Genomic DNA, 25174 nt, shown 5'->3' with positions numbered 1-25174 from the left:
TCTGCGAGGAACTTCGTGTTTCTCAGCAGCGCTGCGTTTTCAGCAGCAGAGAAGCGAGATTATGAACCGTGTTTCGCAGCTCGTCAACAACTTTTTTACTGCTTCGTTGCGACTGCGGGGTTCAACTTCCTGGGCCAGTTGCGCACTCCGGACTGCAGCACACCACCAGCTTCGCTTCCCCTTCCGCGCCGTGTTTCCGTTAGCGCGAAAGAGGCGTGATTGTAGGTACCTGCCTCGAATCGCGCAAGGGGTTTCTCAAAAAATATGAAGCCCCGCACGCTGCCGCGTGCGGGGCTTCATAAAGACGAGGCCGAACCGTCAGGCCGCGCGCGCCTGGCGCGCGACGATCTCCATATAGTGATCGAGATCCGGCGTCGTCTTGCCTTCCTCCTTCGCCGTATCGTCCCAGCGGCGCAGACGCAGTGCGTCCGCCGCGAACGGGCGCTGCAGGAACGCCGCCGTCTCCTCCTCGCTGAAGACGCCGCCCTGCAGCGCGAGGCTGCGCACCGAATCCGGCGACAGGCTCTCGAAGTAGCCGGCGTCCGTGCGGCACAGGCAGCGCTTCGCGTCGACGTGCAGCCGGATCGGCTCCAGCACCGCGTCGGAAAACAGCGGCCGCAGAAACGGCAGCACATAGTACTGATGCAGATCGTCGATCCCGCGCGCGCTCGGCGTTTCACCCTGGCGATTCAGCAGATGACCGAGATCGTGCAGAAAGGCCGCCGCGACCAGCGCCTCGCCGGCGCCCGCCTCTTCCGCCAGCAAGCCGCTCTGCAGCGCATGTTCGAGTTGCGTGACCGGCTCGCCGCTATAGGCCACATGGCCATGCTCGCGATACAGCCCGTGGATCTCTTCCACCGTCAATGCCATTCGTCTACTCCCAAGGCAGCGAGAACGTCTTCAGGTTCGTGAAGCTCTTCATCGCCTCCTGCACGCCTTCCTTGTAACCGAGCCCGGAATCCTTGATCCCGCCGAACGGCGACAGCTCGATCCGGTATCCGGGTACTTCCCACACATTCACCGTACCGACGTTCAGCTCGTTCACGAACCGCACGACCGCCGCCGTGCTGTCCGTACAGACCCCCGACGACAGCCCGAACGCCGTGCCGTTGCTGATGCGGATCGCGTCGTCGATCGTGTCGAACGTGATCACCGGCGAAACGGGGCCGAAAGTCTCCTCGCGCACGATCGTCATCGACGGATCGACGTTGTCGAGCACGGTCGGCGCATACAGCGCGCCGCGCCGCACGTTGCCGGTCAGCAGGCGCGCGCCCTGCGCGACCGCCTCCCCGACCCGCGCCTCGAACAGCCGCGCCGCCTCTTCGTCGATCACCGTGCCCATTTCGTTCGCGGGATCGAACGGATCGCCGTATTTCCATGCGCGCGTCTTCTCGACCAGCAACTCGGTGAAGGCGGGCGCGATCGAGCGCTGCACCAGCATGCGCTTGACGGCCGTACAGCGCTGGCCCGAATTCCGGTACGACCCGAGCACCGCCAGCGACGCCGCGCGCTCGAGATTCGCATCCTCGAGGACGATCAGCGGATCGTTGCCGCCCAGTTCCAGCACGATGCGGCGGTAGCCGGCCCGCGCGGCGATGGCCTTGCCGATCGCCACGCCGCCCGTAAATGTAATCAGCGACGCATGCGGATGGGTGACGAGCTCGTCCGCGATCTCGCGCGGATCGCCGGTCAGCACCTGCAGCATCGGCTCCGGCAACCCCGCCTCGTACAGCAGGTCGGCCAGATAGAACGCCGACAGCGGCACCTTCTCGGACGGCTTCACGATCACCCGGTTGTTGGTCGCGATCGCCGGCGCGATCTTGTGCGCCACCTGGTTCATCGGATGATTGAACGGGGTAATCGCGACGATCACCCCGTCGAGGGGCTGCCGCTGCGAGAACACGCGCCGTGCCTTGCCGTGGGGCGTCAGGTCGCACGAGAAGCTTTGCGCGTCGTCGCGCAACGCCTCGACCGCCGCGAACTTCAGCACGTCGGCAACCCGGCCGATCTCGTAGCGCGAATCCTGTTTCGACAGCCCCGATTCGAGCGTGATCAGGTCGGACGCTTCCTCGGTACGCTCGCGCAGCAGCGCGGCCGCACGCTCGAGGATCTGCGAACGCTCGTAGCGCGTCAGCGTCGGCCGGTACGCCATCGCGTAGTCGAACGCCGCGCGCACGTCGTCGACGCTTGCCAGCGGCGCCGTCCCGACGCGCGTGCCCGTGTAAGGGTCCATGACGTCGAGCGTGCGTTCGCGCGCCGCGCGCGTGCCGCACCAGCGTAGCGTTTCGGCGCGGAACGCCGGGTGATCGTGTCGGGGATGAGCCATCATGTCGCGACCCGGTTCAGCACGAAATCGAACACGTCGAAGTTGCGCGGGCGACGCGCGGGATCGTCCCGCTCGATACGGCGATTGAACAACAGCGGCACTTCCTGCTCCGACACGCCGCCATGCGAGCGCAACGGCACCGTGAGGCCCGACAGGTCGTGTTCGCGCTCGCGCGTGCCGAGCGTCATGTCGCGGCGTCCGATCACGACGAGATCGCCGATCCGGTCGGCCGGCAATTCGAAGCGTGCGGCGGCTTCCGCGTTGTCGAGCACGAGCTCGACGCCGTCGAGGCCGCCCACGCGCCACATCGCCTCGGCCCGGTCGACGCCCGTAGCCAGGTAGATCGTCGCAAACGAACCCAGCGCGCCATGGTGCACGACGTACGGATCGGTAATCGGCAGGATCACGCGCGCCGCCTGCGCGCCGTACCAGCCGTCGAACGCATCCTGCAGGTAGATCACGTTCGGCCGGCCCGTCGCGGGATCGTGCTTCGCATTCATCCCGTGGTCGGCCGTGAGCCCGATCGCCCAGCCGAGCGCGTCGAGCTGCGCGAGATAGCCGTCCATCATCGCGTAGAACGCGTTCGCGCCGGCACTGCCGGGCTCGCACTTGTGCTGCACGTAGTCGGTGGTCGACAGGTACATCAGGTCGACCTGGCGCGTCTGCGCAAGCCGCACGCCGGCCGCGAACACGAACTCGGACAGCGCCGCGCTGTAGACGTCCGGCGACGGCAGGCCGACCCAGTCGAGCACGTCGACGATGCCGTTTTCGGCGAGATTCGCCTGCGCGGCCTTCTCGGCGGAGAAGCAGATGCCGTTCAGCTGCCAGCCGAGCAGCCGGCGCAGCTTGTCCTTCGCGGTCACGACGGCCACCCGCGCACCGGCGTCGGACGCCGCCGCGAGCAGCGTGCCGGCCCGCAGGTAGGCCGGGTCGTTCATCATCACTTCGGCACCGCGCCCGCCGTCGGCGGCCGGATCCCAGAAATAGTTGCCGCAGATCCCGTGGACCGACGGCGGCACGCCGCAGACGATCGACAGGTTGTTCGGGTTGGTGAAGGTCGGCACGACACAATCGGCGCGCCAGGCCGTGCCTTCCGCGATCATCCGGCCGATGAACGGCGCGACGCCCGCTTCCACGGCACGTTCGAGGTAGTCGTACTCGCAGCCGTCGACGCAGACGACGACGGTCGGTTCGATCGGCAGCCGGTAATGCCGGCCGTTGACGTCGACGGAACGTCCCGCAAGCTCCGTCGATGCGCCGGTCGCGCCCGCTTCGCCGGGCTGGCGCAATGCGAACGCGGCGTTCATGATGCCGCCCGCTTGCCGCGCGGCACACGCGCGGCGATCAGCAGCAGCGCCGCGAGCGACGCGCCGAGCATCAGCAGCGACAGCGCCGATGCCGGAAGGTAATACCCCCGCTCCACCTGACCGATCACGACGATCGGCACGGTCGCGAAGCCGGGCGGATAAACCGTCAGCGTCGCGCCGAGCTCGCCGAGCGACAGCGCGAAACCGAGCGCGAGGCTCGCGCGCAGCGCCGGCACGAGCTGCGGCAGCAGCACGCGGCGCAGCACCATCGCGGGCGGCGCGCCGAGGCTCGCCGCCGCTTCGCGCAGCACGGTCAACTCCGGCCGCAGCGCGGCGGCCGCGCAGCGATAGCAGAACGGCAGGATCAGCGCGAGCTGCACGAGCACGACGATCGCCGCCGAGCTCGACAGGTCGAGCGGCTTCTGGTGATACGCAATCAGCACCGCCAGCCCGAGCACCACGCTCGGCACGCCGTTCGGCACCATCACCAGCGCGTCGACCACCGCGCCCAGGCCGCGCCGGTCGCGCCCTTCGAGCGCAAGCGCGAGCCACAGCCCGAGCATCGTGCCGAACGCCGACACGCCGAAGCCGATCTCGAGGCTCGTCAGCAGCGCATCGTATTCCGGCGACCCGAGCCGCTCGAACCAGCGCAGGCTGTAGCCGGCCGGCAGAATCGTGCCCGACCACTGCGTCGACACGCTCGACAGCGCAACGACGACGACGGGCAGCACGAACAACCAGAAGCACGCGAACGCGGCCAGCGCGAGCGCCACGCGCGACGCATGTTTGAGCAGCGTGTCGCTCCAGCCGATCCGGTGGCGCGGCACGGCTTGCCCGATACGGAATTCAGCGGCCATCGTTCCCTCCCGTCGCACGCCGGTTCACCCGGCGATAAACCGCATAAAGCGCCAGCGACAACGCCAGCATCACGACCGCGCCGGCCGACGCGGTCGGCAAATCGAGGTCGACGGTCGCGCTGCTGTAGATCGCGACCGGCAGCGTAACGAGCCGCGCGCTGCCCAGCACGAGCAGAATCCCGAACTCGTTCAGCGTCAGCAGGAAGCACAGCACGGTGCCCGCGGCGATGCCCGGCCACGCGATCGGCAGCACGACGCGGCGCGCGAGCATCCAGCCGGACGCGCCGAGGCTGCGCGCGGCTTCGATCAGCCGCAGGTCGAGCGTGGCGAACGACGCGAGCGTCGGCCGCACGACGAACGGCGTATAGAACACGGTCTGCGCGAGAATCACGCCGCCGATGCCGAACAGGAAGTTCAGCGGCGGCTCCTCCAGGTGGAACAGGTGCTGCAGCGCGATGCTGATCGACCCTTGCGAGCCGTACAGGAAAATCAGCGTGAACGCGACCAGGAACGACGGGAACGCGACGTACAGCTCCAGGAAGCGCGTGACGAGCGACGCGCCGGGAAACGGCTTGAAGAACAGCAGCGCGGCCAGCAGCACGCCGAGCACGGAGGCCGTGCCGGCGCTCGCGAACAGCACGCCGAGCGTCATCACCAGCACGTCGCGCGTATCGGGGTTGCCGAAGAACGTGCGGTACGCGGCCAGGCTCAGCCCGTGATCGCCCGACACGCTCAGCAGCACCAGCCGCACCAGCGGATAGACGACGAGCGGGCCGAGCACGACGATCGCAAGCGCGGCGAGGTGCAGGTCGCCCATGCGCTTGCGGCGGCGCGCGGCGGCGGCATGTGCGGCGGCCGACGCAAGCACGTGCGGCGGCAGGCCGGCTTCAGGGCTCGATAAGGACGACATCGTCTGCCTCGCAATGCAGGGAAACGCGCGCACCGCGCTCGGGGGCCGCGCCGCGGCCGCGTTGCATCGTCACGCGCACGGGCTCGTCGGGCGCCGCATCGATCGTGACCGCGATCGACAGGTCCGCGCCCTGCCATTCGACCGACGACACCGTGCCGTGCAGCCCGCCCGCGGCGGGCGGCATCACGGTCAGGCGCTCGGGGCGCACGCAGGCCACCTTGCCGCGCACTTCGTGGCGCGGATCGCCTAGCGGGAAGATCACGTGCGGCGGCAGCAGGTTCGCGGGGCCGAGATAGCGGGCGACGTAGCCGTCACGCGGCGCGTCGTACAACTGCTGCGGCGTGCCGAGCTGCGCGATGTGGCCGTCGCGCATCAGCAGCGCGCGGTCGGACAGCACGAGCGCGTCGTCGCGGTCGTGCGTCACGCAGACGACGGTCAGGTTCGGCAGGCGCTCGTGCAGCGCCTTCAGTTCGCTGCGCACCGACGCGCGCAGGTTGGCGTCGAGCGCCGACAGCGGCTCGTCGAGCAGCAGCACGTCCGGCTCGATCACGAGCGCGCGTGCCAGCGCGACGCGCTGCTGCATCCCGCCCGACAGTTGCGCGGGCAGATGATGGCCCGCGTCGCCGAGCTGCACGAGCTTCAGCGCGTCGGCGACGCGGCGCGTCACTTCCGACGACGCCATGCCGCGTGCGCGCAGCCCGAATGCGACGTTCTCGAACACCGACAGGTGCGGGAACAGCGCGTAGTTCTGGAACAGCAGGCCGAGATTGCGCTTGTGCGGCGGCGCATAGGTCAGGTCGCGTCCGGCCACGGTCAGCGTGCCGGTCAGGCCGTCGGCCTTCACGAACCCGGCGATGAAACGCAGCAGCGTGGTCTTGCCGCAGCCGCTCTTGCCGAGCACGGTCAGAAATTCACCGGCGCCGATGGACAGCGACAAATCTTCCAGCACCGTGCGTGCGCCGTAGCGCACGCTCAGGTGTTCGATCTGCACGCCGCCCGGCGCGCCGGACCGCAGCGTCGCTTGCGGTTCGGCGGCGCCGAATGCGCCGGGATGGGTCAGGGCGGTTTCCACCGGGTTCATCCTCTTGCTCACGAATACAGGCGGCGCGCGCCGATCACTTCGGCTTGACGACGTCGAGCTGCTTGCCCGAGCTGCCGATCACGTCCTTCTTCCAGCGCTCGATCCACACCGGCTTCTTCGCCATCACCTGGGACCAGTCGACCGGAATCAGCTTCACGCCGGCAATCGCCTTCTTGACCGCCTCGCCGTTCTTGCCCGTCAGCGGCACGTCGGTGCGGCCCGGGATGCCGAACATGTCCGGCACCTTCGACTGCACGTCCGTCGACATCAGGTAGTCGATCAGCTTCTTGCCCACGTCCTGGTTCGGGCCGCTCTTGATCAGGCCGATGCCGTACGGGAGCTGGAACGTGGTCGGCTGGTCGCCGTCCTTCGCGGCCAGGAAGATCGGCTTGACGGACAGCGCGCCGTGTTCCGCGTCGTCGAGATCCATCTGCAGGTCGCCGTTCGCGACGCTGATCTCGTTACGCGACAGCAGCACGTTCAGGTAACCGGTGCCCTTCGTATGGAACTTCACGCTCTGCGACAGCTTCGCGAGGTAGTCGAACGCCTTGTCCTCGCCCATCAGCGAAGTCGTCAGGATCAGCACGGCCATGCCGTCGCCGGCCGTGGCCGGGTTCGAGTACGCGACCTTGCCGGCGTAGGCCGGCGACAGCAGGTCGGCGAACGTCTTCGGCTGGCTCTTCACGACGTCCGGGTTGATCGCGAACGAGAAGTAGTTGTTCACGAACGTCGCCCACGTACCGTCCTCGGCCTTCGCGATGGCCGGCACGTTCTTGTAGTTCACGCTCTGGTACGGCTGCAGCAGGCCCATCTGGCCAGCTTGCTGGATGAACGGCGGCAGCGTGACGATCACGTCCGCCTTCGGGGAATTCTTCTCGATGTTCGCGCGGTTCACGACCTCGCCGCTGCCTGCCGTCACGATGTTGACCTTGACGCCTTCCTTCTTCTCGAACGCCGGCAGCACATCGCGATAGAGATTCTCGAGGCCGTCTGCCGTATAGAGCACGACCGCGCTCGCCGCGTGCGCGGGCAACGCGGCGCCCATCAGGCCGGCGACGCTGGCGGCCAGCGCAAGCTTGCGGAACGCGCCGGCAGCGGCGCGCGAGGATTTCTGCAGTGTCATCTCACTTCTCCGTAGGCGGAACACCAAATGGCCGGGGGCACACCGGCTCTGTCGGCCGGAGCTGGCGCTTCGGCGCCGACTCCTGCCCCGTGCAAGGCCTGTTATCCGGGCAGGCCGACAACCGGCCTCGCCTCGCTGCCGCGCAGTGGGTGGTTTCTCGCGGCAAGCGAAGGATCACAGCGTTCGATGACAAACCCGTGACGATTCCCACAATTTCCAAAAAATGACACATTTTGCCAATATCATGCAAGCCATTCAGAAATGCCGCCCGGTGTTTCGTCCTACCTTTGCAAGGAAAAACCATGTCCGATCCGATCCTTCTCACGCCCGGCCCGCTCACCACGTCCGCCACGACCCGCCACGCAATGCAACATGACTGGGGCTCTTGGGATGCCGCTTTCAATCAACTGACGGCCAGCGTCTGCGCGGATCTCGTCGCCATCGCGCACGGCGGCGGCGAGTACGTGTGCGTGCCGATGCAGGGCAGCGGCACGTTCTCGGTCGAGGCCGCGCTCGGCACGCTGGTGCCGCGCGACGGCGTGGTGCTCGTGCCCGACAACGGCGCGTACTGCGCGCGCATCCTGAAGATCCTCGGCCGGCTCGGCATCGAAGCGATCGCGTTGCCGTTCGGCGAGGACGCAGCCGTCGATCCGGCCGCGATCGAAGCCGCGTTCGCGCGCGAGCCGCGCATCACGCACGTCGCGCAGGTGCATCTGGAGACGAGCGCCGGCATCCTGAACCCGCTCGACGCGATCGCCGCCGTGTGCCGGCGTCACGGCAAGCGGCTGATCGTCGATGCGATGAGTTCGTTCGGCGCGCTGCCGATCGCACTGGCGGACAGCGGCATCGACGCGCTGATCTCGGCCAGCGGCAAATGCCTCGAAGGCGTACCGGGGATGGGATTCGCGATCGTGCGGCGCGACGCGCTCGACGCGAGCGAAGGCAACTCGCCGTCGCTCGCGCTCGATCTTCACGATCAGTACGCGTACCTGCGCAAGACGGGCCAGTGGCGCTTCACGCCGCCGACGCACGTGATCGCCGCACTGCGCGCCGCGCTCGACCAGTACCTCGCCGAAGGCGGCCAGCCGGCGCGCGGCGCGCGCTATGCCGACAACTGCCGGACGCTGGTCGAATCGATGCGCGCGCTCGGCTTCGCGCCGTTCCTCGACGCGAGCGTGCAGGCGCCGGTGATCGTCACGTTCCACGCGCCCGCCCATCCGGCCTACGATTTCCGCCGCTTCTACGACGCGGTGCGCGACGCGGGCTTCATCCTGTATCCGGGCAAGCTCACGCAGCTCGAGACGTTCCGCGTCGGCTGCATCGGCGCGATCGACGCGAACGATATCCGGCGCGCGGTCGCCGCGATCGCGCGGGCGGTCGAATCGCTCGGCATCGCCGTGCAGCGCGCCTGAAGCCGCGCGCGACCCGGAGTACGGACCGGCACGCCGGGCGGCGCACCGACAAAAAAGCCCGGCGGCCCTTCGGCCGCCGGGCCAACGCACGAGACGTGCGTGGAAGCGACGCCTACAGCTCGATCCGCTTGATGTCGCCGACGACGAAGATGTACGACAGCGCGCCGACCAGCGCGATCACGCCGATGAACACGAGCGCGCCGACGAACGAACCGGTCGACGCGACGATGAAGCCGACGACGAGCGGCGTGACGATTCCCGCGAGGTTCGCCGCGAAGTTGAAGATACCGCCCGTGACGCCGAGCAGGCCGTCCGGCGCGATGTCGGACACGAGCGTCCAGCCTAGCGCGGCCATCCCCTGCGCGAAGAAGGCGACCGACATGATCGCGATCACGGCTTCGTTGCTCTGCACGTAGTTCGCGAGAATGATCGTCGACGCGAGCAGCAGGCCGGCGATGATCGGCAGCTTGCGCGCGAGGTTCGCGGACTTGCCGCGGCGCAGCAGCCAGTCGGAGAAGAAGCCGCCGAACATCACGCCGACGGACGCGGCGATGAACGGCATCACCGCGAAGAAGCCGATCTTCAGCCAGCCCATGTGGCGCTCGGTGGCGAGGTAGGTCGGGAACCAGGTCAGGAAGAAGACGAGCGTCGAATTGCCGGCGAACTGGCCGAGGCAGATGCCCGCAAGCTGGCGCTTCTTCAGCAGCCGGCCGGCCATCGCCCAGCTGAACGACGTCTGCCTGCCCTTGCCGCCGTCCTTGCGCACGCCGTGCACGAGGCCGCCGCCCGCCTCGATATACGCGAGTTCCTCGGAATTCGCGGCCGGATGGTTGCGCGGCTCGTGATAAAACTTCCACCAGACGAAGCCGAACACGATGCCGACCGTGCCGACGACCCAGAACAGCGAGCGCCAGCCGAACGCGCCCATCAGCGCGAACAGCACGGGGCTGAAGAACGCGAGGCCGATGTACTCGCCGACGGTATAGGTTCCCGTCGCCATCGCGCGCTCGTTCTGCGGAAACCAGGTGGCGACGACCCGGCTGTTGGTCGGGAAGCACGGCGCTTCCGCGACGCCGAGACCGAGACGGCACGCGAGCAGCGTCGCGACGCCGGGCACGAAGCCCTGCAGGAATGTGCACAGCGACCACAGCGTCATCGACCAGTAATAGGTGATCTTGCTGCCGAAGCGGTCGAGGAACAGGCCGCCGGGCACCTGGGCGGCCACGTAGGTCCACGAAAACGCGGAAAACATGATGCCCATCACGGCCGCGTTGATGCCGAGCTCCCTGGTGAGCTGCGGCGCAGCCACCCCCAGCACGGTGCGGTCGAGATAGTTGATCATCGTGCCGATCGCGAGCAGCGCGAGAATCCTGTAACGCGCCGAGGTGCGCCGGACCGTGCCGGCCGCCTGCGCCGGCGCGGCGCTCGTGTGGGTGGTGTGCTGCATGGTCGTCTCCTGGTCTCTCTTTCTGGATGGGGTCAGCGCGTGACGAGCGACTGAAAGTGCCCGAACATCCGCTCGGCGTCGGGCGTGCGTCCGGTGAACAGTTCGAACGCATCGACGGCCTGGTAGACCGCCATCCCGCCGCCCGGCAACGTGGCGCAGCCGGCCGCGCGCGCGGCGCGGAGCAGTTCGGTTTCGAGCGGGAAATACACGATGTCGGCCACCCACATGCCCGCATGGAGCAATTCGGCCGGCAACGGCAGGCCCGGATGCTTGACCATCCCGGTCGGCGTCGCGTGGATCAGGCCCGTCGCGGCGCGCATCGCGCCCGCGAGATCGCCGCCCGCGACGACCCGCGCCGCGGGGAAACGCGACTGCAGCTCGTCCGCGAGCGCGGCGGCCCGCGCGCCGTCGACATCGAAGACCGTCAGCCCGGCCGCCCCCATCTGCAGCGCCGCGTGCGCGACGGCCGCGCCCGCGCCGCCCGCGCCGAGCTGCACGACACGCTCGAGCGACGCGCCGGGCAACCCGCGGCCGAACGCTTTCGCGAAACCCGACCAGTCGGTGTTGTGACCGATCCGCTTGCCGTCCTTGAACAGCACGGTGTTCACCGCGCCCAGCGCGCGCGCGTCGTCCGACAGCGCGTCGAGGTATTCGATCACGCGCTGCTTGCACGGGTGCGTGATGTTCAGGCCGTTGTAGCCCAGCCGCTGCGCGGCATCGAGCAACTGCGGCAGCGCATCGACCGTCACGCCAAGCGCATCGAGATCGATGCGCCGATAGACATAGCCGAACCCCTGGCGGAATCCTTCTTCCTCGTGCATCGCCGGCGACAGCGACCCGCCGATGCCCTGGCCGATCAGGCCGATCAGAAACGACGGCCGGCTCATCGTGCGGCTCCCTGCGCGAACAGGGTCGACAGACGCTGCAGCGCGAACACGTAGCCCTCGGTGCCGCAGCCGCAGATCACGGCTTCGGCGACCGCCGACACGTAGGAATGGTGACGGAACGCCTCGCGGCGGTGCACGTTCGAGATATGCACCTCGATCACCGGCTTCGCGATCGCGGCAAGCGCATCGGCCAGCGCCACCGACGTGTGCGTGTAGGCGGCCGGGTTGATCACGATGCCGTGCGTGTCGTGACGCGCGGCATGCAGCCAGTCGATCAGCTGGTGCTCGGCGTTCGACTGGCGGAAGTCGATCTCCAGACCGAGCCCCGCCGCCGCCGCGCGGCAGCGCTGCTCGACATCGGCGAGCGTTTCCGCGCCGTAGATATGGGGCTCGCGTGTGCCCAGCAGATTCAGGTTGGGGCCGTTCAGCACCAGCACCTTGTGCTTGCTCATGGTGATTCTGCTCCTGAAACAGGGGCGGACCGTGACCGTTTCCGCCCCGAAGACATCGGAATTTGACGCTAGTGTGCGCCCGTGCAGGGAGGCTGTCTTTTCGGGTTTTCGCTAATTTGTACCACCTAGTTAGTTTGTACAATACGCATCACCAGCCCAGTAAATTCGGGATATGGCGCGCGTACGGAATTCAACGACTGGTTCATTCAGGGCCCGCACGACCGGCGCCATGCCCCGCTCATCCGCAGGATTCGCCCATGCAGCGCTCGATCGCCACCGTGTCACTGTCCGGCACGCTCGCCGAGAAACTCGCCGCCATCCAGGCCGCGGGCTTCGACGGCGTCGAAATCTTCGAGAACGACCTCGTCTACTTCGACGGATCGCCGGCCGACGTCCGGCGCATGGCCGCCGACCTCGGCCTCGACATCGTGCTGTTCCAGCCGTTTCGCGACTTCGAGGGTGTGAGCGCCGCCCAGCTCGCCCGCAACCTCGACCGCATCAAGCGCAAATTCGACGTCATGCACGCGCTCGGCGCCGATCGCATCCTCGTGTGCAGCAATGTGTCGGCGGATACGATCGCGGACGACGGGCTGCTCGTCGACCAGCTAGGCGCGCTCGCGGAAGCCGCGCGGCAGGCCGGCGTGATCGCCGCGTACGAAGCGCTCGCGTGGGGCCGCGTCGTGAAGCGGTACGGCCATGCGTGGAAGCTCGTGAACGCCGTGAACAGCCCGCATCTCGGCCTCGCGCTCGACAGCTTCCACACGCTGTCGCTCGACGATTCGCCGGACGCGATCGCCGACATTCCCGGCGACCGCATCGCCTTCGTGCAGATCGCCGACGCGCCGAAGCTCGCAATGGACGTGCTCGAATGGAGCCGCCACTACCGCTCGTTCCCGGGCCAGGGCGACTTCGACCTCGCGCGCTTCACCGCGCGCGTGATCGAGTCGGGTTATACGGGGCCGCTGTCGCTCGAGATCTTCAACGACGGCTTCCGCGCGGCGCCGACCGCGATCACGGCCGCCGACGGCCATCGCTCGCTGCTCTATCTGGAAGAACTGACGCGCGAACGGCTCGCCCGGGACGGCCGGGCGCCGGCCGCCACCCAGCCGCTGTTCGCACCGCCGGCGCCGCCCGCGCACGTCGGGTTCCAGTTCATCGAGTTCGCGGTCGACGCGCAGGCGGCGGCGACCGTCGGCGAATGGCTCGGCCGGATGCGTTTCCGGCTCGCCGGCCGGCATCGCTCGAAGGACGTGACGCTGTTCCAGCACGGCGCCGCATCGATCGTGCTGAACGCGGAGCGCGACTCGTTCGCCGATGCCTTCTTCCAGCGCCACGGGCTGTCGCTGTGCGCATCGGCGTTCCGCGTGGACGACGCGAACGTCGCGTTCGAGCGCGCGGCCGGCTTCGGCTATGCGCCGTTCTCCGGCCGCGTCGGACCGAACGAGCGCGTGCTGCCGGGCGTGCAGGCGCCGGACGGCAGCCTCGAGTATTTCGTCGACGAAGCGCCGAACGCGCCGACGCTTTATGAATCGGACTTCGCGCTGACCGATATCGACGGCCCGAGCGAAGTCGGCCCGCTGACGGGCATCGACCATGTGTGCCTCGCGCTGCCGGCCGACGCGCTCGACACATGGATCCTGTTCTTCAAGACGGCGTTCGGCTTCGAGGCCGAGCGCAGCTGGCTCGTGCCGGACCCGTACGGGCTGATGCGCAGCCGCGCGGTGCGCAGCGCCGACGGCTCGGTGCGGATCGCGCTGAACGCGTCGGTCGACCGCCACACGGCGGTGGCCGAGTCGCTCGACCGCTATCACGGCACCGGGCTGAACCACGTCGCGTTCCGCACCGACGACATCGTGAAGACGATCGCCGCGTTCGTGGCCGACGGCATCCCGTTCCTGCGCATTCCGCCCAACTACTACGACGATCTCGCCGCCCGCTACGCGCTGCCGGACGCCCTCGTCGACACGCTGAGCACCCATCACCTGCTGTACGACCGCGACGAACACGGCGGCGAATTCCTGCACGCCTATACGGAGCTGGTCGACAACCGCTTCTCGCTCGAGATCGTCGAACGGCGCGGCGGATACGACGGGTACGGCGCGGCGAACGCGGCCGTGCGGCTCGCCGCGCAGGCGCAGCGCAGGAAATAAGGGAAGGAGTCGAATCAGGGCAGCCGGGCCGGATTGCCTCGCGACCCGCGATTGCTTCAAAGGGCCCGATCAAATATGCACCATGATGGTGAATATCGCCGCCGCGTACCGGCCCGCGCGGCTGGCCGGGATCGGCCGGGAGCCGCGCCACGCCTGGCGTTACATCCCGTAACCCATACCGCAGCGCAACATCGCATCTCCCGCCGCGGTTTTAAGAATCGCTTAAGTCTTCGACGGCACCATCCGGAACCAGTACCCGATGGTTATCTTGAAAAGGAGGAAAGCGATGAGCGCCGTAGAAGCACCCGCGGGCCGCCAGGCCGCGCCCCCTGCAAAGAAGACGATGCTGCGCCGCCTGCTCAGTCATCATGAAATCGCGACGCTGCTGGTGCTGCTGCACGCACCGATCGGCGCGAACGCCAAACCCGAACTGCCTGCGCTGCAGGAAGCCGGCCTCGTCGAGATGGTCAGGCTCGACGCCGATACGGCCCCGAGCTTCCGGCTGACCGCGGACGGCACGGCCATCCTGAAAGGCCTCGGCTACCGCTGAGCCGCCGGCTTCCCCGTTTCCCCGCCACACCCCGATCCCTGCGACGCGCCGGCCCTTGCGGCGTGTCGCGTCACCCTGCCCGCTCCTGCAGCATCAACCGGTATTCCGTCGGCGTCACGCCGACCGTCGCCTTGAACTGGCGCGTGAACGCGCTGTGATCCGTATAGCCGCATAGCGCGGCGACATCGGTCACCTTGTCGTGCGTGACGAGCAGCGCGGTGGCCGCATCGAGCCGCGTCTTCAGCAGCACCTGGCGCGGCGTCAGATGGAACACCTTGTGGAAGTAGCGTTCGAGCTGCGCAACCGACATCCCGGCCATCTGCGCGAGATGCTTCAGGTTCAGCGGCTGCACGTAGTGATCCTGGATGTGCTGGACCACGTCGGCGAGCCGGCTGTACGCCGGGTGCGATCCCTCGTGCGCCTTCAGGTCGCGCGAAATGCCCGCCAGGCCGACCACCCTGCCCGCGGCGTCGCGCAGCGGCTCCTTGCAGGTCAGGCACCAGCCCGGCTGGCGGCCCGGGTACAGGTGCAGTTCGAGCTGGTCCGTCAGTTGCTGGCCGGCGTTGATCGTCGCCATGTCCTGCTCGAAATAGCTGCGGCCGAAGCGGCGCGGAAACACCGCGTCGGCCGTCTTGCCGAGCAGGTCGCGCTTGTCCTTGTAGCCGCAGCGCATCGCCAGCGTACGGTTGACGATCGCATAGCGGCCGCTCTCGTCCTTCACGAAGAACGCGACGTCCGGCAGCGCATCGAACACCGGTTCGAGCAGGCGGAAGTGCGCGAGCATCGCGCCGAAATCGGCATTCTCGGGCTGGTAGCGCAACGGTTCGGGCAGGCTCATGGGCGGTACGGCAAGCAAGGTCGTCATCCCGGCAACCGCAGTGCGAGTGGCAGATGGCGTCGATTATAGAAGCGCCCCTCCGGTCGCGGTGCGCCGGAGGCGGGCAAGCGGGCGGCAGTTGCGTCGGCGCGCCGCCTGCCAGATGGCGTTGCGTCGCGTCGCGGCACATGTTGTGCGTGCAACCGCTGCGTCGCGCGTACGGCAACCGGCATGCGGCGACGAACCCGCCGGAAAGCCGCATGCCGTCATGCATGCGCCGCTGCCGGCCTGCCGCCCGCCACACTGCGCCGCACGCACGCGCGAACCCACCATCCTAAAAATGCGGACGCCCCGCGTCTTGGCGCGTTTGCGCATTCCAGGTGACGATTTCAGCATATATCAGGGTTATCGACGATATGCCGATATCGTCGCCGGCCACGCATCGAACACGCAAGACGCCCACATTTTCGCTATCTAGACTTCGCTTCACGGTCACGAGACGACATCCCGCCGCTGCAGCAATCGGCACGCACGGCTCGCCGCATCCGTCATCGCGCACGCCGATTCCGGCACAGCTCGCGGACGGCGTGCGGCCCTCGCACCGGCCGCCGGCCCGCATGCCGGCGGCAGCCCAACCACGCCATCAAGGGGAAGTGAAAGTGAAGCTGAAGGTATCGCACGTCGCGCTGGCCGCCGCCTGCGCACTGTCGGGCGCGCACGCCATCGCCGCCGACGTCGTCAAGATCGGTTTCGCCGCACCGCTGACCGGCCCGCAGTCGAATTACGGCACGGACATGCAGAAAGGCGTGCAGCTCGCGATCGCGGATTTCAACGCGACGCGTCCGACGATCGACGGCAAGCCCGTCACGTTCCAGCTCGACTCGCAGGACGACCAGGCCGACCCGCGCACGGGCACGACCGTCGCGCAACGGCTGATCGACGACAACGTGCGCGGGATCATCGGCCACTTCAACTCGGGCACCAGCATTCCGGCGTCCGACCTGTACGATCGCGCCGGGCTGCCGCAGATCTCGATGGCGACGTCGCCGCAATACACGGCGCGCGGCTACAAGACGACCTACCGGCTGCTGACGAGCGACGCGCAGGCCGGCCGCATCGTCGGCACGTATGCGGTGAAGACGCTGCGCTTCAAGCGCATCGCGATCATCGACGATCGCACCGCGTACGGCCAGGGCATCGCCGACGAGTTCGCGAAGGCCGTGGAGGCGGCGGGCGGCACGATCGTCAAGCGCGACTTCACGAACGACAAGGCGCTCGATTTCTCCGCGATCCTCACCAACCTCAAGGGGATGAACCCGGATGCGATCTTCTACGGCGGCGGGGACGCGCAATCGTCGCCGATGATCCGCAAGATGCGCCAGCTCGGGATGAAGTCGGCGTTCGTGACGGGCGAGATGTCGCGCTCGCCGACGTTCCTGAAGGTGGGCGGCGAGGCGGCCGAAGGCGCGATCGTCTACATGGGCGGGCTGCCGAAGGAAAAGATGCCGGGCTTCGCCGGCTACGCGGCGCGCTACAAGGCGCGCTTCAACGAAGACGTGATCACTTACTCGCCTTACTCGTACGACGGCACGATCGCACTGCTCACCGCGATGAAGAACGCGAACTCGACCGATCCGAAGGTCTATACGCCGTATCTCGGCAAGGTGTCGATCAAGGGCGTGTCGGCCCCCAGCATCGCGTATGACGCGAAGGGCGACCTGAAGGATGCGCCGGTGACGATCTACAAGGTCGAGCACGGCGCGTTCAAGCCGGTCGATACGATCGCCGGCAACTGATACGCCTGCACCCGCCCGCGCGGCGCGCCTGCGGCCCACCGGCCGCCGGCGCCGCGCGCTTCGGCTTCGCGGTCCGAAACGATCCTCGGTGCGCATCCGCGCGCACGCATTTCGCGCTCCTGTAGAATCCTCCCACCCGCTTTCACGCATCGTCCCCGCCGCGCCCCATCCCGGTGCGGCGGTGCGCGCCTCGCGCCCCATCCGGCACGCGGCACGCTTCCGACGACGCAAGCCGCGCCTTGCCAGTCCATGCCGATAGCGGGCCCTGGAGACGCAGCACCGACAACAACATTCGAATACCGATCGTCCTGACCATGCAAGCTTCCGAATTGAGCGGCGCGCCTCGCGCCGCCGAACGCCCGCTCTCGCGCGGCGACTACAAGACCCTTGGCCTTGCCGCACTTGGCGGCGCCCTCGAGTTCTACGACTTCATCATCTTCGTGTTCTTCGCGCCGGCGATAGGACAGCTTTTCTTCCCGCACGACATTCCCGACTGGCTGCGCCAGTTGCAGACGTTCGGCATCTTCGCGGCCGGCTATCTCGCGCGTCCGCTCGGCGGCGTGATCATGGCGCATTTCGGCGACCTGTTCGGCCGCAAGCGGATGTTCACGCTGAGCGTGCTGATGATGTCCGTGCCGACGCTGCTGATGGGCCTGCTGCCGACCTACGACACGATCGGCATCCTCGCGCCGGTGTTGCTGCTGCTGTTCCGCGTGCTGCAGGGCGCGGCGGTGGGCGGCGAAGTGCCGGGCGCGTGGGTGTTCGTGTCCGAGCACGTGCCGTCGCGCCACATCGGCTACGCGTGCGGCACGCTGACAGCGGGCCTGACGGCCGGCATCCTGCTCGGCTCGCTCGTCGCCGCCGGCATCAACAGCCGTTACTCGACCGCCGAGGTCGCCGCGTTCGCGTGGCGCATTCCGTTCCTGCTCGGCGGCGTGTTCGGGCTGTTCTCCGTGTACCTGCGCCGCTGGCTGCACGAAACGCCGGTGTTCGCCGAGATGAAGGCGAAAAAGGCGCTCGCCGCCGAAATTCCGCTGAAGGCCGTGCTGCGCGACCATGGCCGCGCGGTGATCGTGTCGATGCTGCTCACGTGGATGCTGTCGGCCGCGATCGTCGTCGTGATCCTGATGACGCCCGCGCTGCTGCAAAAGCAGTTCCACCTGACGCCCGCGACGACGCTGTTCGCGAACAGCGTCGCGACGCTGTGCCTGACGGCCGGCTGCATCACCGCGGGTTCGCTGGCCGGCTGGATCGGCGCGAAGCGCGTGCTCGGCATCGGCGGCATCGGGCTGGCCGCGTGCTACTACCTGCTGTTTGTCCAAGTCGCGGCCGACGCATCGACGCTGCCGCTTTACTACGGGATCGCGGGCTTCATGGTCGGCACGATCGGCGCGGTGCCGTTCGTGATGGTCAGGAGCTTCCCGGCCGTCGTGCGCTTTTCGGGCATCTCGTTCTCGTACAACGTCGCGTATGCGATCTTCGGCGGACTCACGCCGGTCATCGTGTCGCTGATGATGAAGTCGAACCCGTTCGCGCCGGTCGTGTATGTCGCGGCGATCTGCGTGCTCGGCGCGATCGCCGTGCAGTTCTCGAAGGATGCGAAGGACGTGCAGGACGCACACTGAGCGCCGGCGCTCCCGCCCGCTCGATGAACAAAGGGCCGAATCCCGAGGGGTTCGGCCCTTTTGTTTTGCGGCGTCGCGACGGCGGGTGTGCCGATCAGCGCAGCACGCGGTACGTCGAGCTCGGCCGGCGCAGGCCGTCGATGCTCATGCCGCCGGCGCCGGTGACGAACAGCAGCAGGAAACCGCCGGCGATCGCGATGTTCTTCCAGAAGTGGATCACCATGTCGTGCTGGATCGCGGCGTCCGTCGCGTCCCAGAAATTGTGCCCGACCATCGCGGTCGCCACCGTGTAGAACGCCATCAGCAGTGCCAGCGGCCTGACCTTGTAGCCGACGATCAGCAGCAGCCCGCCGAGCCCCTCGATCGCAACGACGACCGGCCCGATCACCTGCGGATAAGGCACGTTCAGCCCATGCAGGTAACCGATGAAATCGCCGTAGCCGAGCAGCTTCATCACGCCGCCCCACAGGAACAACGCCGCCAGCGCCAGGCGCGCGAAAAAAATGACGCCGGAATCGACGGGACGCATCATGCCTTTCTCCTCGTATGCAATTCGGCCGGCCGCGCGGCCCCGCGGGGCCGGCGGCAAATGGGCCAGCATAGACAGAGTTGCGGCCGGGTCCAAGAAAAAGGTTGTAGCAAATCTTTACACGGCGGCGGCCGCGCGCCCCACAGGCGGCGGCACGAATCGAGCGTTTAGCCCGCGTCGCTCAACAGCACGCCCTTCTTGAAGACGAAGCAGCCGTAACCGCGCAGCTCGCCCGTGACGATCACCGCGTAAGCCTGCTGCGCGCGCTCGTAGAACGCGAAACGGTCGATCCCCGCGAGCGGCACCGCGCGCCCTTCCGCGCGATCGATCTCGGCCTGCACCTCGCGCTGGACAGGCGGCACCGCCGCGGCGTCGCCGACGACTTCCATCCGCCACGCGGGCGTGTCGACGAACGTGTCGAGCGGCAGCACCGACAGCACCGCACGCACGACGCGCGCCGAATCGGCGCCGTCGATCCGCAACGCTCGGCCGACCACCGTGTGTTCCGCAACGGATTCCGCCGGGAAATTCGCGTCGCAGATCGCGATTTCGTCACCGTGGCCCATCGCGCGCAACGTGTGCAGGATGTCGGCGTGCAGCAGCGGATCGAGATTCTTCAGCATGTCGGCTAGTCTCCGGGATCAGGAACGAATCGCATAACGTTACCCGATCCCGGCAGCCGCCGGGCATCCGTCGCTCGCGTCACGACGCCGCGCCCGGCATCTCGTCGATGCACCCCGCGACCGTCGCGCGGCAGCCCGACGCATTGCCGCCGCCGATGCCCGCGCCCGTCAGCTCGCCGCGCCGCCGGACGCCGCCGCGCCCGCGAGAACCGCAGCGGCCCGCCGAACGCATCGCCCTCCGTCGCCCGGCGGCAGCGGCCGCCGGGGCAACGCGCCGGCACGGCCGCGCTCAGCCGGCCGCGTAATCGACCGCGAGGCTCCACGCGGGATCCTCGTGCTTCGCCCAGTACGCGTCGAACAGCCGACGCGTCAGCGGGCCCGGCCGGCCGTCGCCGATCGCCGCGCCGTTCAGCCGCGTGACGGGCATGATCCCGCCGGCCGTCGACGTGATGAACACCTCGTCCGCGTCGCGCAGTTGCGCATCGTCGATGCGCGCGGCCTGCGCGTCGATACCCATCGACGCCGCCAGCTCGAACACGCTCTGCCGCGTGATGCCGTGCAGCACGCCTCGATCGGGCGTCCGGAGCCGGCCGTCGCGCACGACGAACACGTTGAATCCCGGCCCCTCGGCGATGCCGCCGTCGGTGCTCTTCAGCAGGACCGATTCCGCGCCCGCGTCGTAGCCCTTCATCAGCCCCGTGACGAGATCGAGCCAGTGATAGTTCTTGACCTGCGGATCGACCGATTCGGGCGGGATCCGCCGCACGTCGTCGATCACGTGCAGGTGCAGGCCCTCGCGCAACTGCCGCTCGTTCGCGACCGAGCCGTACGGCACCGCGAACGCGATGAACTGGTTCACGGCGTCGCGCGGGTCGCGGCTGAAGGTGGGCGACACGCCGCGCGTGCACAGCATCTCGACGTACGCGTTGCGCAGGCCCGAGCGGCGCACGCATTCGACGAGGATGTCGCGCAGCGCATCGTCGCTCAGCGGCACGTTCAGCCGCAGCCTCGCCAGCGAGCGCCTGAACCGCGCGATGTGCTGGTCCAGGCGGAAGAAGCGGCCGTTCCAGACGTGCACGGTGTCGTACGTGACATCGGAATGCAGGAAACCCCAGTCGAGCACCGACACGCGCGCGTCGGCGATCGGGATGAAGCGGCCGTTCATGTACGCGGCGCCGCGCGGAAACGCGAGCGCCTCGACGGGCGGCGCGCCGTGCGATGCGGTTTGCGCCGCCTCGGGAACACCCGGCGCATGGTCGACCTGCGCGGCGAACGATGCGCGGTCGGCGTCGAACACGCTGCGATGCACGACCGCATTCGGCCCCGTCGCGCGATCGAACGACAGCTTGCCGTCGAGATGATCGATCTCGTGCTGCAGTAGCTCCGACACGTCGGGCGACAACGCGTCGCGCCGATGCGACTCGCCGTCGAGCGTCGTGTAGCGCACGCTCACGGAGGCGTGGCGCTCGACGCGCACGAACAGCTCCGGAAAGCACATGCAGTCGTCCCACAGCGTCATCCGCGCGTCGCTGCGCCACACGATCTCGGGGTTCACGATCACGTCCGGCCAGCCGTCCAGCGCGAGTGCGATCATCCGCTGCCCGATGCCGATCTGCGGCGCGGCGACCGCGCGGCCGAAGCCGTGCTCGTCGCGAAACGCGCGCAGCGCGGCATTCAATGCGCGTGCGGCTTCGCGCACCGCGGGCGCGCCGACGTCGTCGACCGGACGGGCGACGTCGCGCAGCGACGCCGTGCCCACGGGAAGAATCCGCGTATTCATTTGACTACCTCCGACAAAGTCACCTTGTTGCCTCCCTTGAACGTCGAAATCGTTGCGGCCGGATGACGCAGTTCGCCGTTTGCGTCGAATGCGATCCGGCCGGTCACCCCCTGGAAGTCGACGCGATGCAGCGCATCGACGATCTTCGCGGGATCCGTGGACTGCGCGAGCATCACCGCGTGGTAGACGGCCATCATCGCGTCGTACGCATACGGCGCGTAAAGCTGCACGGGTACGCCGAACTTCTGCGAGAAGCGCGCCGCGAACGCCGTGCCGCCGGGCATCTTCGCAAGACTGCGGCCGCCGTCCGCGCACACGAGGTTGCCGTCGAGCGCCTCGCCGGCCAGCTTCAGGATCTCGTGCGTGCACAGGCCGTCGCCGCCGAGCAGCGGTGCGGCCATCCGCAATTTCCTCATCTGCCTGAGCATCGGGCCGCCCTGCGTATCCATCCCGCCGAAAAAGATCGCATCGGGCGCCTTGCCTTTCAGCAGCGTCAGCGGCGCGCCGAAGTCGAACGCCTTGTCGGTCGTGTATTCGCGCGCGACGACGCTCGCGCCCGACGCGCCGAGCGCGCCGACGAACACGTCCGCGATGCCCTGCCCGTACGCCGTGCGATCGTCGACGACGCCGATGCGGCGCGCGTGCAGTTGCCCGAGCGCATAGCGGGCGACGGCCTGCCCGAGGAAATCGTCGTTCGCGAGCAGGCGGAACGTGGTGCGATAGCCGAGCCGCGTGAACGCCGGATTGGTTGCCGACGGCGTGAGCTCCGCGATGTTCGCCGTCGCGTAGAGCCGCGCGACGGCGATCGACGTCCCCGAATTCTGATGGCCGATCACGGCGCTGACGTGCGTGTCGACGAAGCGCTGCGCGACCGTCGTCGCGACCTTCGGGTCGGCCTGGTCGTCCTGTGCGTCGAGCGCGAACGTGACCGGATGCCCGGCGATTTCCGGATGGCCGGCGTTGATTTCGTCGATCGCGAGCCGGATGCCGCGCGCGCTGTCCTCGCCGAAATGCGTCTGCGCGCCCGTGAGCGCGCCGGCATAACCCACGACGACCGTGTCCGCGCCGAACGCGGGAACGGCCAGTACGAACGGCGCAAGCGCCAGCAGCAGACATCGGGAACGCATGACGATTTCCTCGCAGCTTTGTCGTTGACGGATGCTACGATTATCGACAGCCATCGCGAAATCCGATAAACATTGGGCGGATCGATTCGTGAATTTGTTTCGTTTTTTCTTCCGCAAGGAAATCCGATGAATTCCACTGCCGCGCCGCTCGACGACTTCGATCTGCGCATCCTCGCGCGCCTCCAGCACGACAACCAGATCACCAACCAGGCGCTCGCCGCCGAGATCGGCCTGAGCCCGCCCGCGTGCCTGCGCCGCGTTAAGCGGCTGCGCGACGAGCGCTATATCCAGCAGGACGTCGCCGTCGTCGATCCCAACAAGGTCGGCCTGCCGTTGACGATGCTCGTGCTCGTGCAGGTCGAGCGCGAACGGGTCGACCTGCTCGACGAATTCAAGCGGTTCCTGAAATCGCTGCCGGAAGTCATGCAATGCTATGTGGTGACGGGCCGCGCCGATTTCGTGCTGATGATCGCGATGCGCGACATCGACCACTACGAGGAATTCTCGACGCGCGTGTTCCGGCAGCACCACAACATCCGCCACTTCGAGACGATGGTCGTGATGTCGCGCGTGAAGGTCGGGTTGTCGCTGCCGCTCGGCATCGAGTGACGGCCGTCCGTCGCGCTTACGCGCCCCGCCATGCAAACGGGCGCCCGAAGGCGCCCGCGTCGTCTGCCGCCGCCACCGCGTGCGTCAGGTCACCGGCGCCGGATTGAACAGCGTCAGCGCGTTCGCCAGCTTCCATTGCTCGGCCCACGTGCGGCGCTTGCCGCTCGCGACGTCGAGCATCAGCCGGAACAGCTCCCAGCCCGTCTCCTCGATCGTGGCCGCGCCGGTGGCGATCCGCCCCGCGTCGAGATCCATCAAGTCGTGCCAGCGGCGCGCGAGATCGCTGCGCGTCGCGACCTTGATCACCGGCACCTGAGCGAGGCCGTACGGCGTGCCGCGGCCGGTCGTGAACACGTGCAGGTTCATCCCCGCCGCCAGTTGCAGCGTGCCGCAGATGAAGTCGCTCGCGGGCGTCGCCGCATACAGCAGCCCCTTCTGCCGCGCGCGGTCGCCGGGGCGCACGACGCCGGCGATCGGCGCGCTGCCCGACTTCACGATCGACCCCATCGCCTTCTCGACGATGTTCGACAGGCCGCCCTTCTTGTTGCCGGGCGTCGTGTTCGCGCTGCGGTCGACGCGGCCGCGCTGCAGGTAGCGGTCGTACCAGTCCATCTCGCGGATGATCTCGCGCGCAACCGTCTCGTTCGCCGCGCGCGACGTGAGCTGCGCGACGCCGTCGCGCACTTCGGTCACCTCGGAGAACATGATCGTCGCGCCCGCCCGCACCAGCAGGTCGGCCGCGAAGCCGACGGCCGGGTTCGCGGTGAGCCCCGAGAACGCGTCGCTGCCGCCGCACTGCACGCCGACGACGAGATCCGACGCCGGACACGTCTCGCGGCGGCGGCGGTCGAGCCGCTCGAGGTGCGATTCGGCCATCTTCATGATCGAGTCGATCATCGAGTTGAAACCGACATGCGCGGCGTCCTGCAGGCACACGACGCCGCCGTTGTCCGTCGCGCCGTCGGCCGCGACCGGAATCGCGCCGGGCGGCAGCAGGCGCTCGGGCTGCAGCTTCTCGCAGCCGAGGCTCACGGTCATCACCTCGCCGCCGAAGTTCGGATTCAGGCTGATGTTGCGCAGCGTGCGGATCGGGATGTCGGCGTCGGGCGCATCGATCGCGACGCCGCAGCCGTACGTGTGCTCGAGCCCGACCACGTCGTCGACGTTCGGATAGCGCGGCAGCAGCTCGGCCTTGATGCGCTTCACCGCATGCTCGACGACGCCCGACACGCACTGCACGGTGGTCGTGATCGCAAGGATGTTGCGCGTGCCGACCGAGCCGTCCGCGTTGCGGAAGCCCTCGAACGTATAGCCGTCGAGCGGCGCCAGCGGCGGCGCGGCGCGGGTCGCGAGCGGCAGGTCGTCGAGCCCCGGCGGCTCGGGCATGCGCATCGTGCGCTCGTTGACCCAGCTGCCGCGCGGCAGGTCGGCCAGCGCGTAACCGATCACCACGTTGTAGCGGACGACCGGGTCGCCGGCCGCCAGATCGGCGAGCGCGACCTTGTGCCCCTGCGGCACGCCTTCGCGCAGCGTCAGCCCGTCGGCGAACGTCGCCCCTTCGGGCAGGCCGCCGTCGTTGACGACGATCGCGACGTTGTCGTTCGGGTGCACGCGGATATAAAGCGGGGAAGCAGTCATCGGAATTCCTGAGGCTATCGGCCGTATTGTTAGTCATCATACGACATTCAACCTGCGCCCGCGATGCTGCGTAAACCCTTATCCGGAAAGACCCTACTCCCGAGCGACCAGCAAACCGCTTGCGTCAC

Annotated in this window: 23 protein-coding genes; 7 read left to right on the top strand and 16 right to left on the bottom strand. The window is 68.0% G+C overall.

Going from position 1 to position 25174, the window contains the following annotated elements:
- Positions 1-219: hypothetical protein (locus GQ57_RS43970; protein WP_235215164.1), on the top strand; the 219-nt coding region annotated here is incomplete at its 5' end.
- Positions 220-318: 99 nt separating this feature from the next.
- Here the strand turns inward: GQ57_RS43970 and GQ57_RS32720 are convergent.
- Genes GQ57_RS32720 through phnS form a run of 7 tightly spaced genes read right to left on the bottom strand, consistent with a single transcriptional unit; the run spans position 319 to position 7604 of the window.
- Positions 319-870 (bottom strand): phosphonate degradation HD-domain oxygenase, encoded by a 552-nt coding sequence (locus GQ57_RS32720; RefSeq protein WP_034200038.1) that lies wholly within the window; start codon positions 868-870, stop codon positions 319-321.
- Between the two features lie 4 nt (positions 871-874).
- Positions 875-2329 carry a phosphonoacetaldehyde dehydrogenase gene (phnY, locus tag GQ57_RS32715; protein WP_034200037.1) on the bottom strand — a complete coding sequence of 485 codons (1455 nt, stop codon included), beginning with the start codon at positions 2327-2329 and terminating at the stop codon, positions 875-877.
- Positions 2326-3633 carry a phosphonoacetate hydrolase gene (phnA, locus tag GQ57_RS32710; protein WP_034200036.1) on the bottom strand — a complete coding sequence of 436 codons (1308 nt, stop codon included), beginning with the start codon at positions 3631-3633 and terminating at the stop codon, positions 2326-2328. The genes phnY and phnA overlap by 4 nt, the downstream gene beginning before the upstream one ends.
- Positions 3630-4490, bottom strand: coding sequence for a 2-aminoethylphosphonate ABC transport system, membrane component PhnV (gene phnV / locus GQ57_RS32705; protein ID WP_031402733.1), 861 nt, complete (start codon positions 4488-4490; stop codon positions 3630-3632). Before phnV ends, phnA begins: the two co-directional genes overlap by 4 nt.
- On the bottom strand, positions 4480-5400 hold the full coding sequence (gene phnU / locus GQ57_RS32700) for a 2-aminoethylphosphonate ABC transporter permease subunit (RefSeq protein WP_034200035.1): 921 nt from the start codon (positions 5398-5400) through the stop codon (positions 4480-4482). The genes phnV and phnU overlap by 11 nt, the downstream gene beginning before the upstream one ends.
- The gene (phnT, locus tag GQ57_RS32695) at positions 5378-6481 is read right to left on the bottom strand and encodes a 2-aminoethylphosphonate ABC transport system ATP-binding subunit PhnT (protein WP_031402731.1); all 1104 of its coding nucleotides are present in this window, start codon (positions 6479-6481) and stop codon (positions 5378-5380) included. Before phnT ends, phnU begins: the two co-directional genes overlap by 23 nt.
- 34 nt (positions 6482-6515) lie before the next feature.
- Positions 6516-7604, bottom strand: coding sequence for a 2-aminoethylphosphonate ABC transporter substrate-binding protein (gene phnS / locus GQ57_RS32690; RefSeq protein ID WP_031402730.1), 1089 nt, complete (start codon positions 7602-7604; stop codon positions 6516-6518).
- Positions 7605-7906: 302 nt separating this feature from the next.
- Here phnS and GQ57_RS32685 point away from each other — a divergent pair, with 302 nt between their 5' ends.
- Complete coding sequence (locus GQ57_RS32685) at positions 7907-9016, top strand: 2-aminoethylphosphonate--pyruvate transaminase (protein ID WP_034200034.1); 1110 nt, start codon at positions 7907-7909, stop codon at positions 9014-9016.
- Positions 9017-9128: 112 nt separating this feature from the next.
- Here GQ57_RS32685 and GQ57_RS32680 read toward each other — a convergent pair whose 3' ends face one another.
- Genes GQ57_RS32680 through aroQ form a run of 3 tightly spaced genes read right to left on the bottom strand, consistent with a single transcriptional unit; the run spans position 9129 to position 11802 of the window.
- Entirely contained in the window at positions 9129-10463 is a 1335-nt protein-coding gene (locus tag GQ57_RS32680) for an MFS transporter (protein ID WP_031402728.1), read from the bottom strand.
- A gap of 32 nt (positions 10464-10495) precedes the next feature.
- The gene (locus GQ57_RS32675) at positions 10496-11350 is read right to left on the bottom strand and encodes a shikimate dehydrogenase (RefSeq protein ID WP_031402727.1); all 855 of its coding nucleotides are present in this window, start codon (positions 11348-11350) and stop codon (positions 10496-10498) included.
- A complete protein-coding gene (gene aroQ, locus GQ57_RS32670) occupies positions 11347-11802 on the bottom strand; it encodes a type II 3-dehydroquinate dehydratase (protein ID WP_031402726.1) in 456 nt (151 codons plus the stop codon). Before aroQ ends, GQ57_RS32675 begins: the two co-directional genes overlap by 4 nt.
- Positions 11803-12059: 257 nt before the next feature.
- On the opposite strand from aroQ, the gene GQ57_RS32665 reads away from it, so the two are divergent.
- Both GQ57_RS32665 and GQ57_RS32660 read left to right on the top strand, forming a co-directional pair.
- Positions 12060-13952, top strand: coding sequence for a bifunctional sugar phosphate isomerase/epimerase/4-hydroxyphenylpyruvate dioxygenase family protein (locus GQ57_RS32665; protein ID WP_034200033.1), 1893 nt, complete (start codon positions 12060-12062; stop codon positions 13950-13952).
- 286 nt (positions 13953-14238) lie between these two features.
- Positions 14239-14502: a hypothetical protein gene (locus tag GQ57_RS32660; protein WP_031402724.1), complete on the top strand. Its 264-nt coding sequence runs from the start codon at positions 14239-14241 to the stop codon at positions 14500-14502.
- Between the two features lie 70 nt (positions 14503-14572).
- Here the strand turns inward: GQ57_RS32660 and GQ57_RS32655 are convergent, their stop codons facing one another.
- Positions 14573-15367, bottom strand: a complete 795-nt coding sequence (locus GQ57_RS32655; RefSeq protein ID WP_031402723.1) for an AraC family transcriptional regulator — start codon at positions 15365-15367, stop codon at positions 14573-14575.
- Between the two features lie 569 nt (positions 15368-15936).
- Here GQ57_RS32655 and GQ57_RS32650 point away from each other — a divergent pair.
- A complete protein-coding gene (locus GQ57_RS32650; protein ID WP_052001551.1) occupies positions 15937-17115 on the top strand; it encodes a branched-chain amino acid ABC transporter substrate-binding protein in 1179 nt (392 codons plus the stop codon).
- Positions 17116-17429: 314 nt separating this feature from the next.
- Positions 17430-18740, top strand: a complete 1311-nt coding sequence (locus tag GQ57_RS32645) for an MFS transporter (protein WP_031402721.1) — start codon at positions 17430-17432, stop codon at positions 18738-18740.
- Positions 18741-18834: 94 nt separating this feature from the next.
- Here the strand turns inward: GQ57_RS32645 and GQ57_RS32640 are convergent, their stop codons facing one another.
- The 4 genes from GQ57_RS32640 to GQ57_RS32625 all read right to left on the bottom strand — a co-directional run bounded on the left by GQ57_RS32640 (position 18835) and on the right by GQ57_RS32625 (position 22799).
- Positions 18835-19272: a DoxX family protein gene (locus GQ57_RS32640; protein WP_031402720.1), complete on the bottom strand. Its 438-nt coding sequence runs from the start codon at positions 19270-19272 to the stop codon at positions 18835-18837.
- A 164-nt stretch (positions 19273-19436) separates the two neighbouring features.
- Complete coding sequence (locus tag GQ57_RS32635) at positions 19437-19892, bottom strand: RbsD/FucU family protein (protein WP_031402719.1); 456 nt, start codon at positions 19890-19892, stop codon at positions 19437-19439.
- 289 nt (positions 19893-20181) lie between these two features.
- A complete protein-coding gene (locus GQ57_RS32630; protein WP_081896820.1) occupies positions 20182-21672 on the bottom strand; it encodes an aminotransferase class IV in 1491 nt (496 codons plus the stop codon).
- The gene (locus GQ57_RS32625; RefSeq protein WP_034200032.1) at positions 21669-22799 is read right to left on the bottom strand and encodes a branched-chain amino acid ABC transporter substrate-binding protein; all 1131 of its coding nucleotides are present in this window, start codon (positions 22797-22799) and stop codon (positions 21669-21671) included. The genes GQ57_RS32630 and GQ57_RS32625 overlap by 4 nt, the downstream gene beginning before the upstream one ends.
- A 126-nt stretch (positions 22800-22925) precedes the next feature.
- On the opposite strand from GQ57_RS32625, the gene GQ57_RS32620 reads away from it, so the two are divergent.
- On the top strand, positions 22926-23408 hold the full coding sequence (locus GQ57_RS32620; protein ID WP_031402717.1) for an Lrp/AsnC family transcriptional regulator: 483 nt from the start codon (positions 22926-22928) through the stop codon (positions 23406-23408).
- A gap of 84 nt (positions 23409-23492) precedes the next feature.
- Here GQ57_RS32620 and garD read toward each other — a convergent pair whose 3' ends face one another.
- On the bottom strand, positions 23493-25046 hold the full coding sequence (gene garD, locus GQ57_RS32615) for a galactarate dehydratase (RefSeq protein ID WP_034200031.1): 1554 nt from the start codon (positions 25044-25046) through the stop codon (positions 23493-23495).
- Positions 25047-25174 lie beyond the last annotated feature (128 nt).

Source organism: Burkholderia sp. MSh2 (genome assembly GCF_000731655.1).
GTDB lineage: Bacteria > Pseudomonadota > Gammaproteobacteria > Burkholderiales > Burkholderiaceae > Burkholderia > Burkholderia paludis.
Note: the sequence above shows the minus strand (reverse complement) of the source record. Positions and strands in the feature narration are given on the sequence as shown.

Excerpts from the sequence above, each read along its gene's own strand:
- GQ57_RS32630 (WP_081896820.1), bottom strand. The coding sequence starts at position 21,672 with ATGAATACGCGGATTCTTCCCGTGGGCACGGCGTCGCTGCGCGACGTC.
- GQ57_RS32675 (WP_031402727.1), bottom strand. The coding sequence starts at position 11,350 with ATGAGCCGGCCGTCGTTTCTGATCGGCCTGATCGGCCAGGGCATCGGC.
- GQ57_RS32720 (WP_034200038.1), bottom strand. The coding sequence starts at position 870 with ATGGCATTGACGGTGGAAGAGATCCACGGGCTGTATCGCGAGCATGGC.
- garD (WP_034200031.1), bottom strand. The coding sequence starts at position 25,046 with ATGACTGCTTCCCCGCTTTATATCCGCGTGCACCCGAACGACAACGTC.
- GQ57_RS32625 (WP_034200032.1), bottom strand. The coding sequence starts at position 22,799 with ATGCGTTCCCGATGTCTGCTGCTGGCGCTTGCGCCGTTCGTACTGGCC.
- phnY (WP_034200037.1), bottom strand. The coding sequence starts at position 2,329 with ATGATGGCTCATCCCCGACACGATCACCCGGCGTTCCGCGCCGAAACG.
- GQ57_RS32655 (WP_031402723.1), bottom strand. The coding sequence starts at position 15,367 with ATGACGACCTTGCTTGCCGTACCGCCCATGAGCCTGCCCGAACCGTTG.
- aroQ (WP_031402726.1), bottom strand. The coding sequence starts at position 11,802 with ATGAGCAAGCACAAGGTGCTGGTGCTGAACGGCCCCAACCTGAATCTG.
- phnA (WP_034200036.1), bottom strand. The coding sequence starts at position 3,633 with ATGAACGCCGCGTTCGCATTGCGCCAGCCCGGCGAAGCGGGCGCGACC.
- phnV (WP_031402733.1), bottom strand. The coding sequence starts at position 4,490 with ATGGCCGCTGAATTCCGTATCGGGCAAGCCGTGCCGCGCCACCGGATC.
- phnT (WP_031402731.1), bottom strand. The coding sequence starts at position 6,481 with ATGAACCCGGTGGAAACCGCCCTGACCCATCCCGGCGCATTCGGCGCC.
- GQ57_RS32665 (WP_034200033.1), top strand. The coding sequence starts at position 12,060 with ATGCAGCGCTCGATCGCCACCGTGTCACTGTCCGGCACGCTCGCCGAG.
- GQ57_RS32635 (WP_031402719.1), bottom strand. The coding sequence starts at position 19,892 with ATGCTGAAGAATCTCGATCCGCTGCTGCACGCCGACATCCTGCACACG.
- GQ57_RS32645 (WP_031402721.1), top strand. The coding sequence starts at position 17,430 with ATGCAAGCTTCCGAATTGAGCGGCGCGCCTCGCGCCGCCGAACGCCCG.
- GQ57_RS32685 (WP_034200034.1), top strand. The coding sequence starts at position 7,907 with ATGTCCGATCCGATCCTTCTCACGCCCGGCCCGCTCACCACGTCCGCC.
- GQ57_RS32640 (WP_031402720.1), bottom strand. The coding sequence starts at position 19,272 with ATGATGCGTCCCGTCGATTCCGGCGTCATTTTTTTCGCGCGCCTGGCG.
- GQ57_RS32660 (WP_031402724.1), top strand. The coding sequence starts at position 14,239 with ATGAGCGCCGTAGAAGCACCCGCGGGCCGCCAGGCCGCGCCCCCTGCA.
- phnS (WP_031402730.1), bottom strand. The coding sequence starts at position 7,604 with ATGACACTGCAGAAATCCTCGCGCGCCGCTGCCGGCGCGTTCCGCAAG.
- phnU (WP_034200035.1), bottom strand. The coding sequence starts at position 5,400 with ATGTCGTCCTTATCGAGCCCTGAAGCCGGCCTGCCGCCGCACGTGCTT.
- GQ57_RS32650 (WP_052001551.1), top strand. The coding sequence starts at position 15,937 with ATGCCGGCGGCAGCCCAACCACGCCATCAAGGGGAAGTGAAAGTGAAG.
- GQ57_RS32680 (WP_031402728.1), bottom strand. The coding sequence starts at position 10,463 with ATGCAGCACACCACCCACACGAGCGCCGCGCCGGCGCAGGCGGCCGGC.
- GQ57_RS32620 (WP_031402717.1), top strand. The coding sequence starts at position 22,926 with ATGAATTCCACTGCCGCGCCGCTCGACGACTTCGATCTGCGCATCCTC.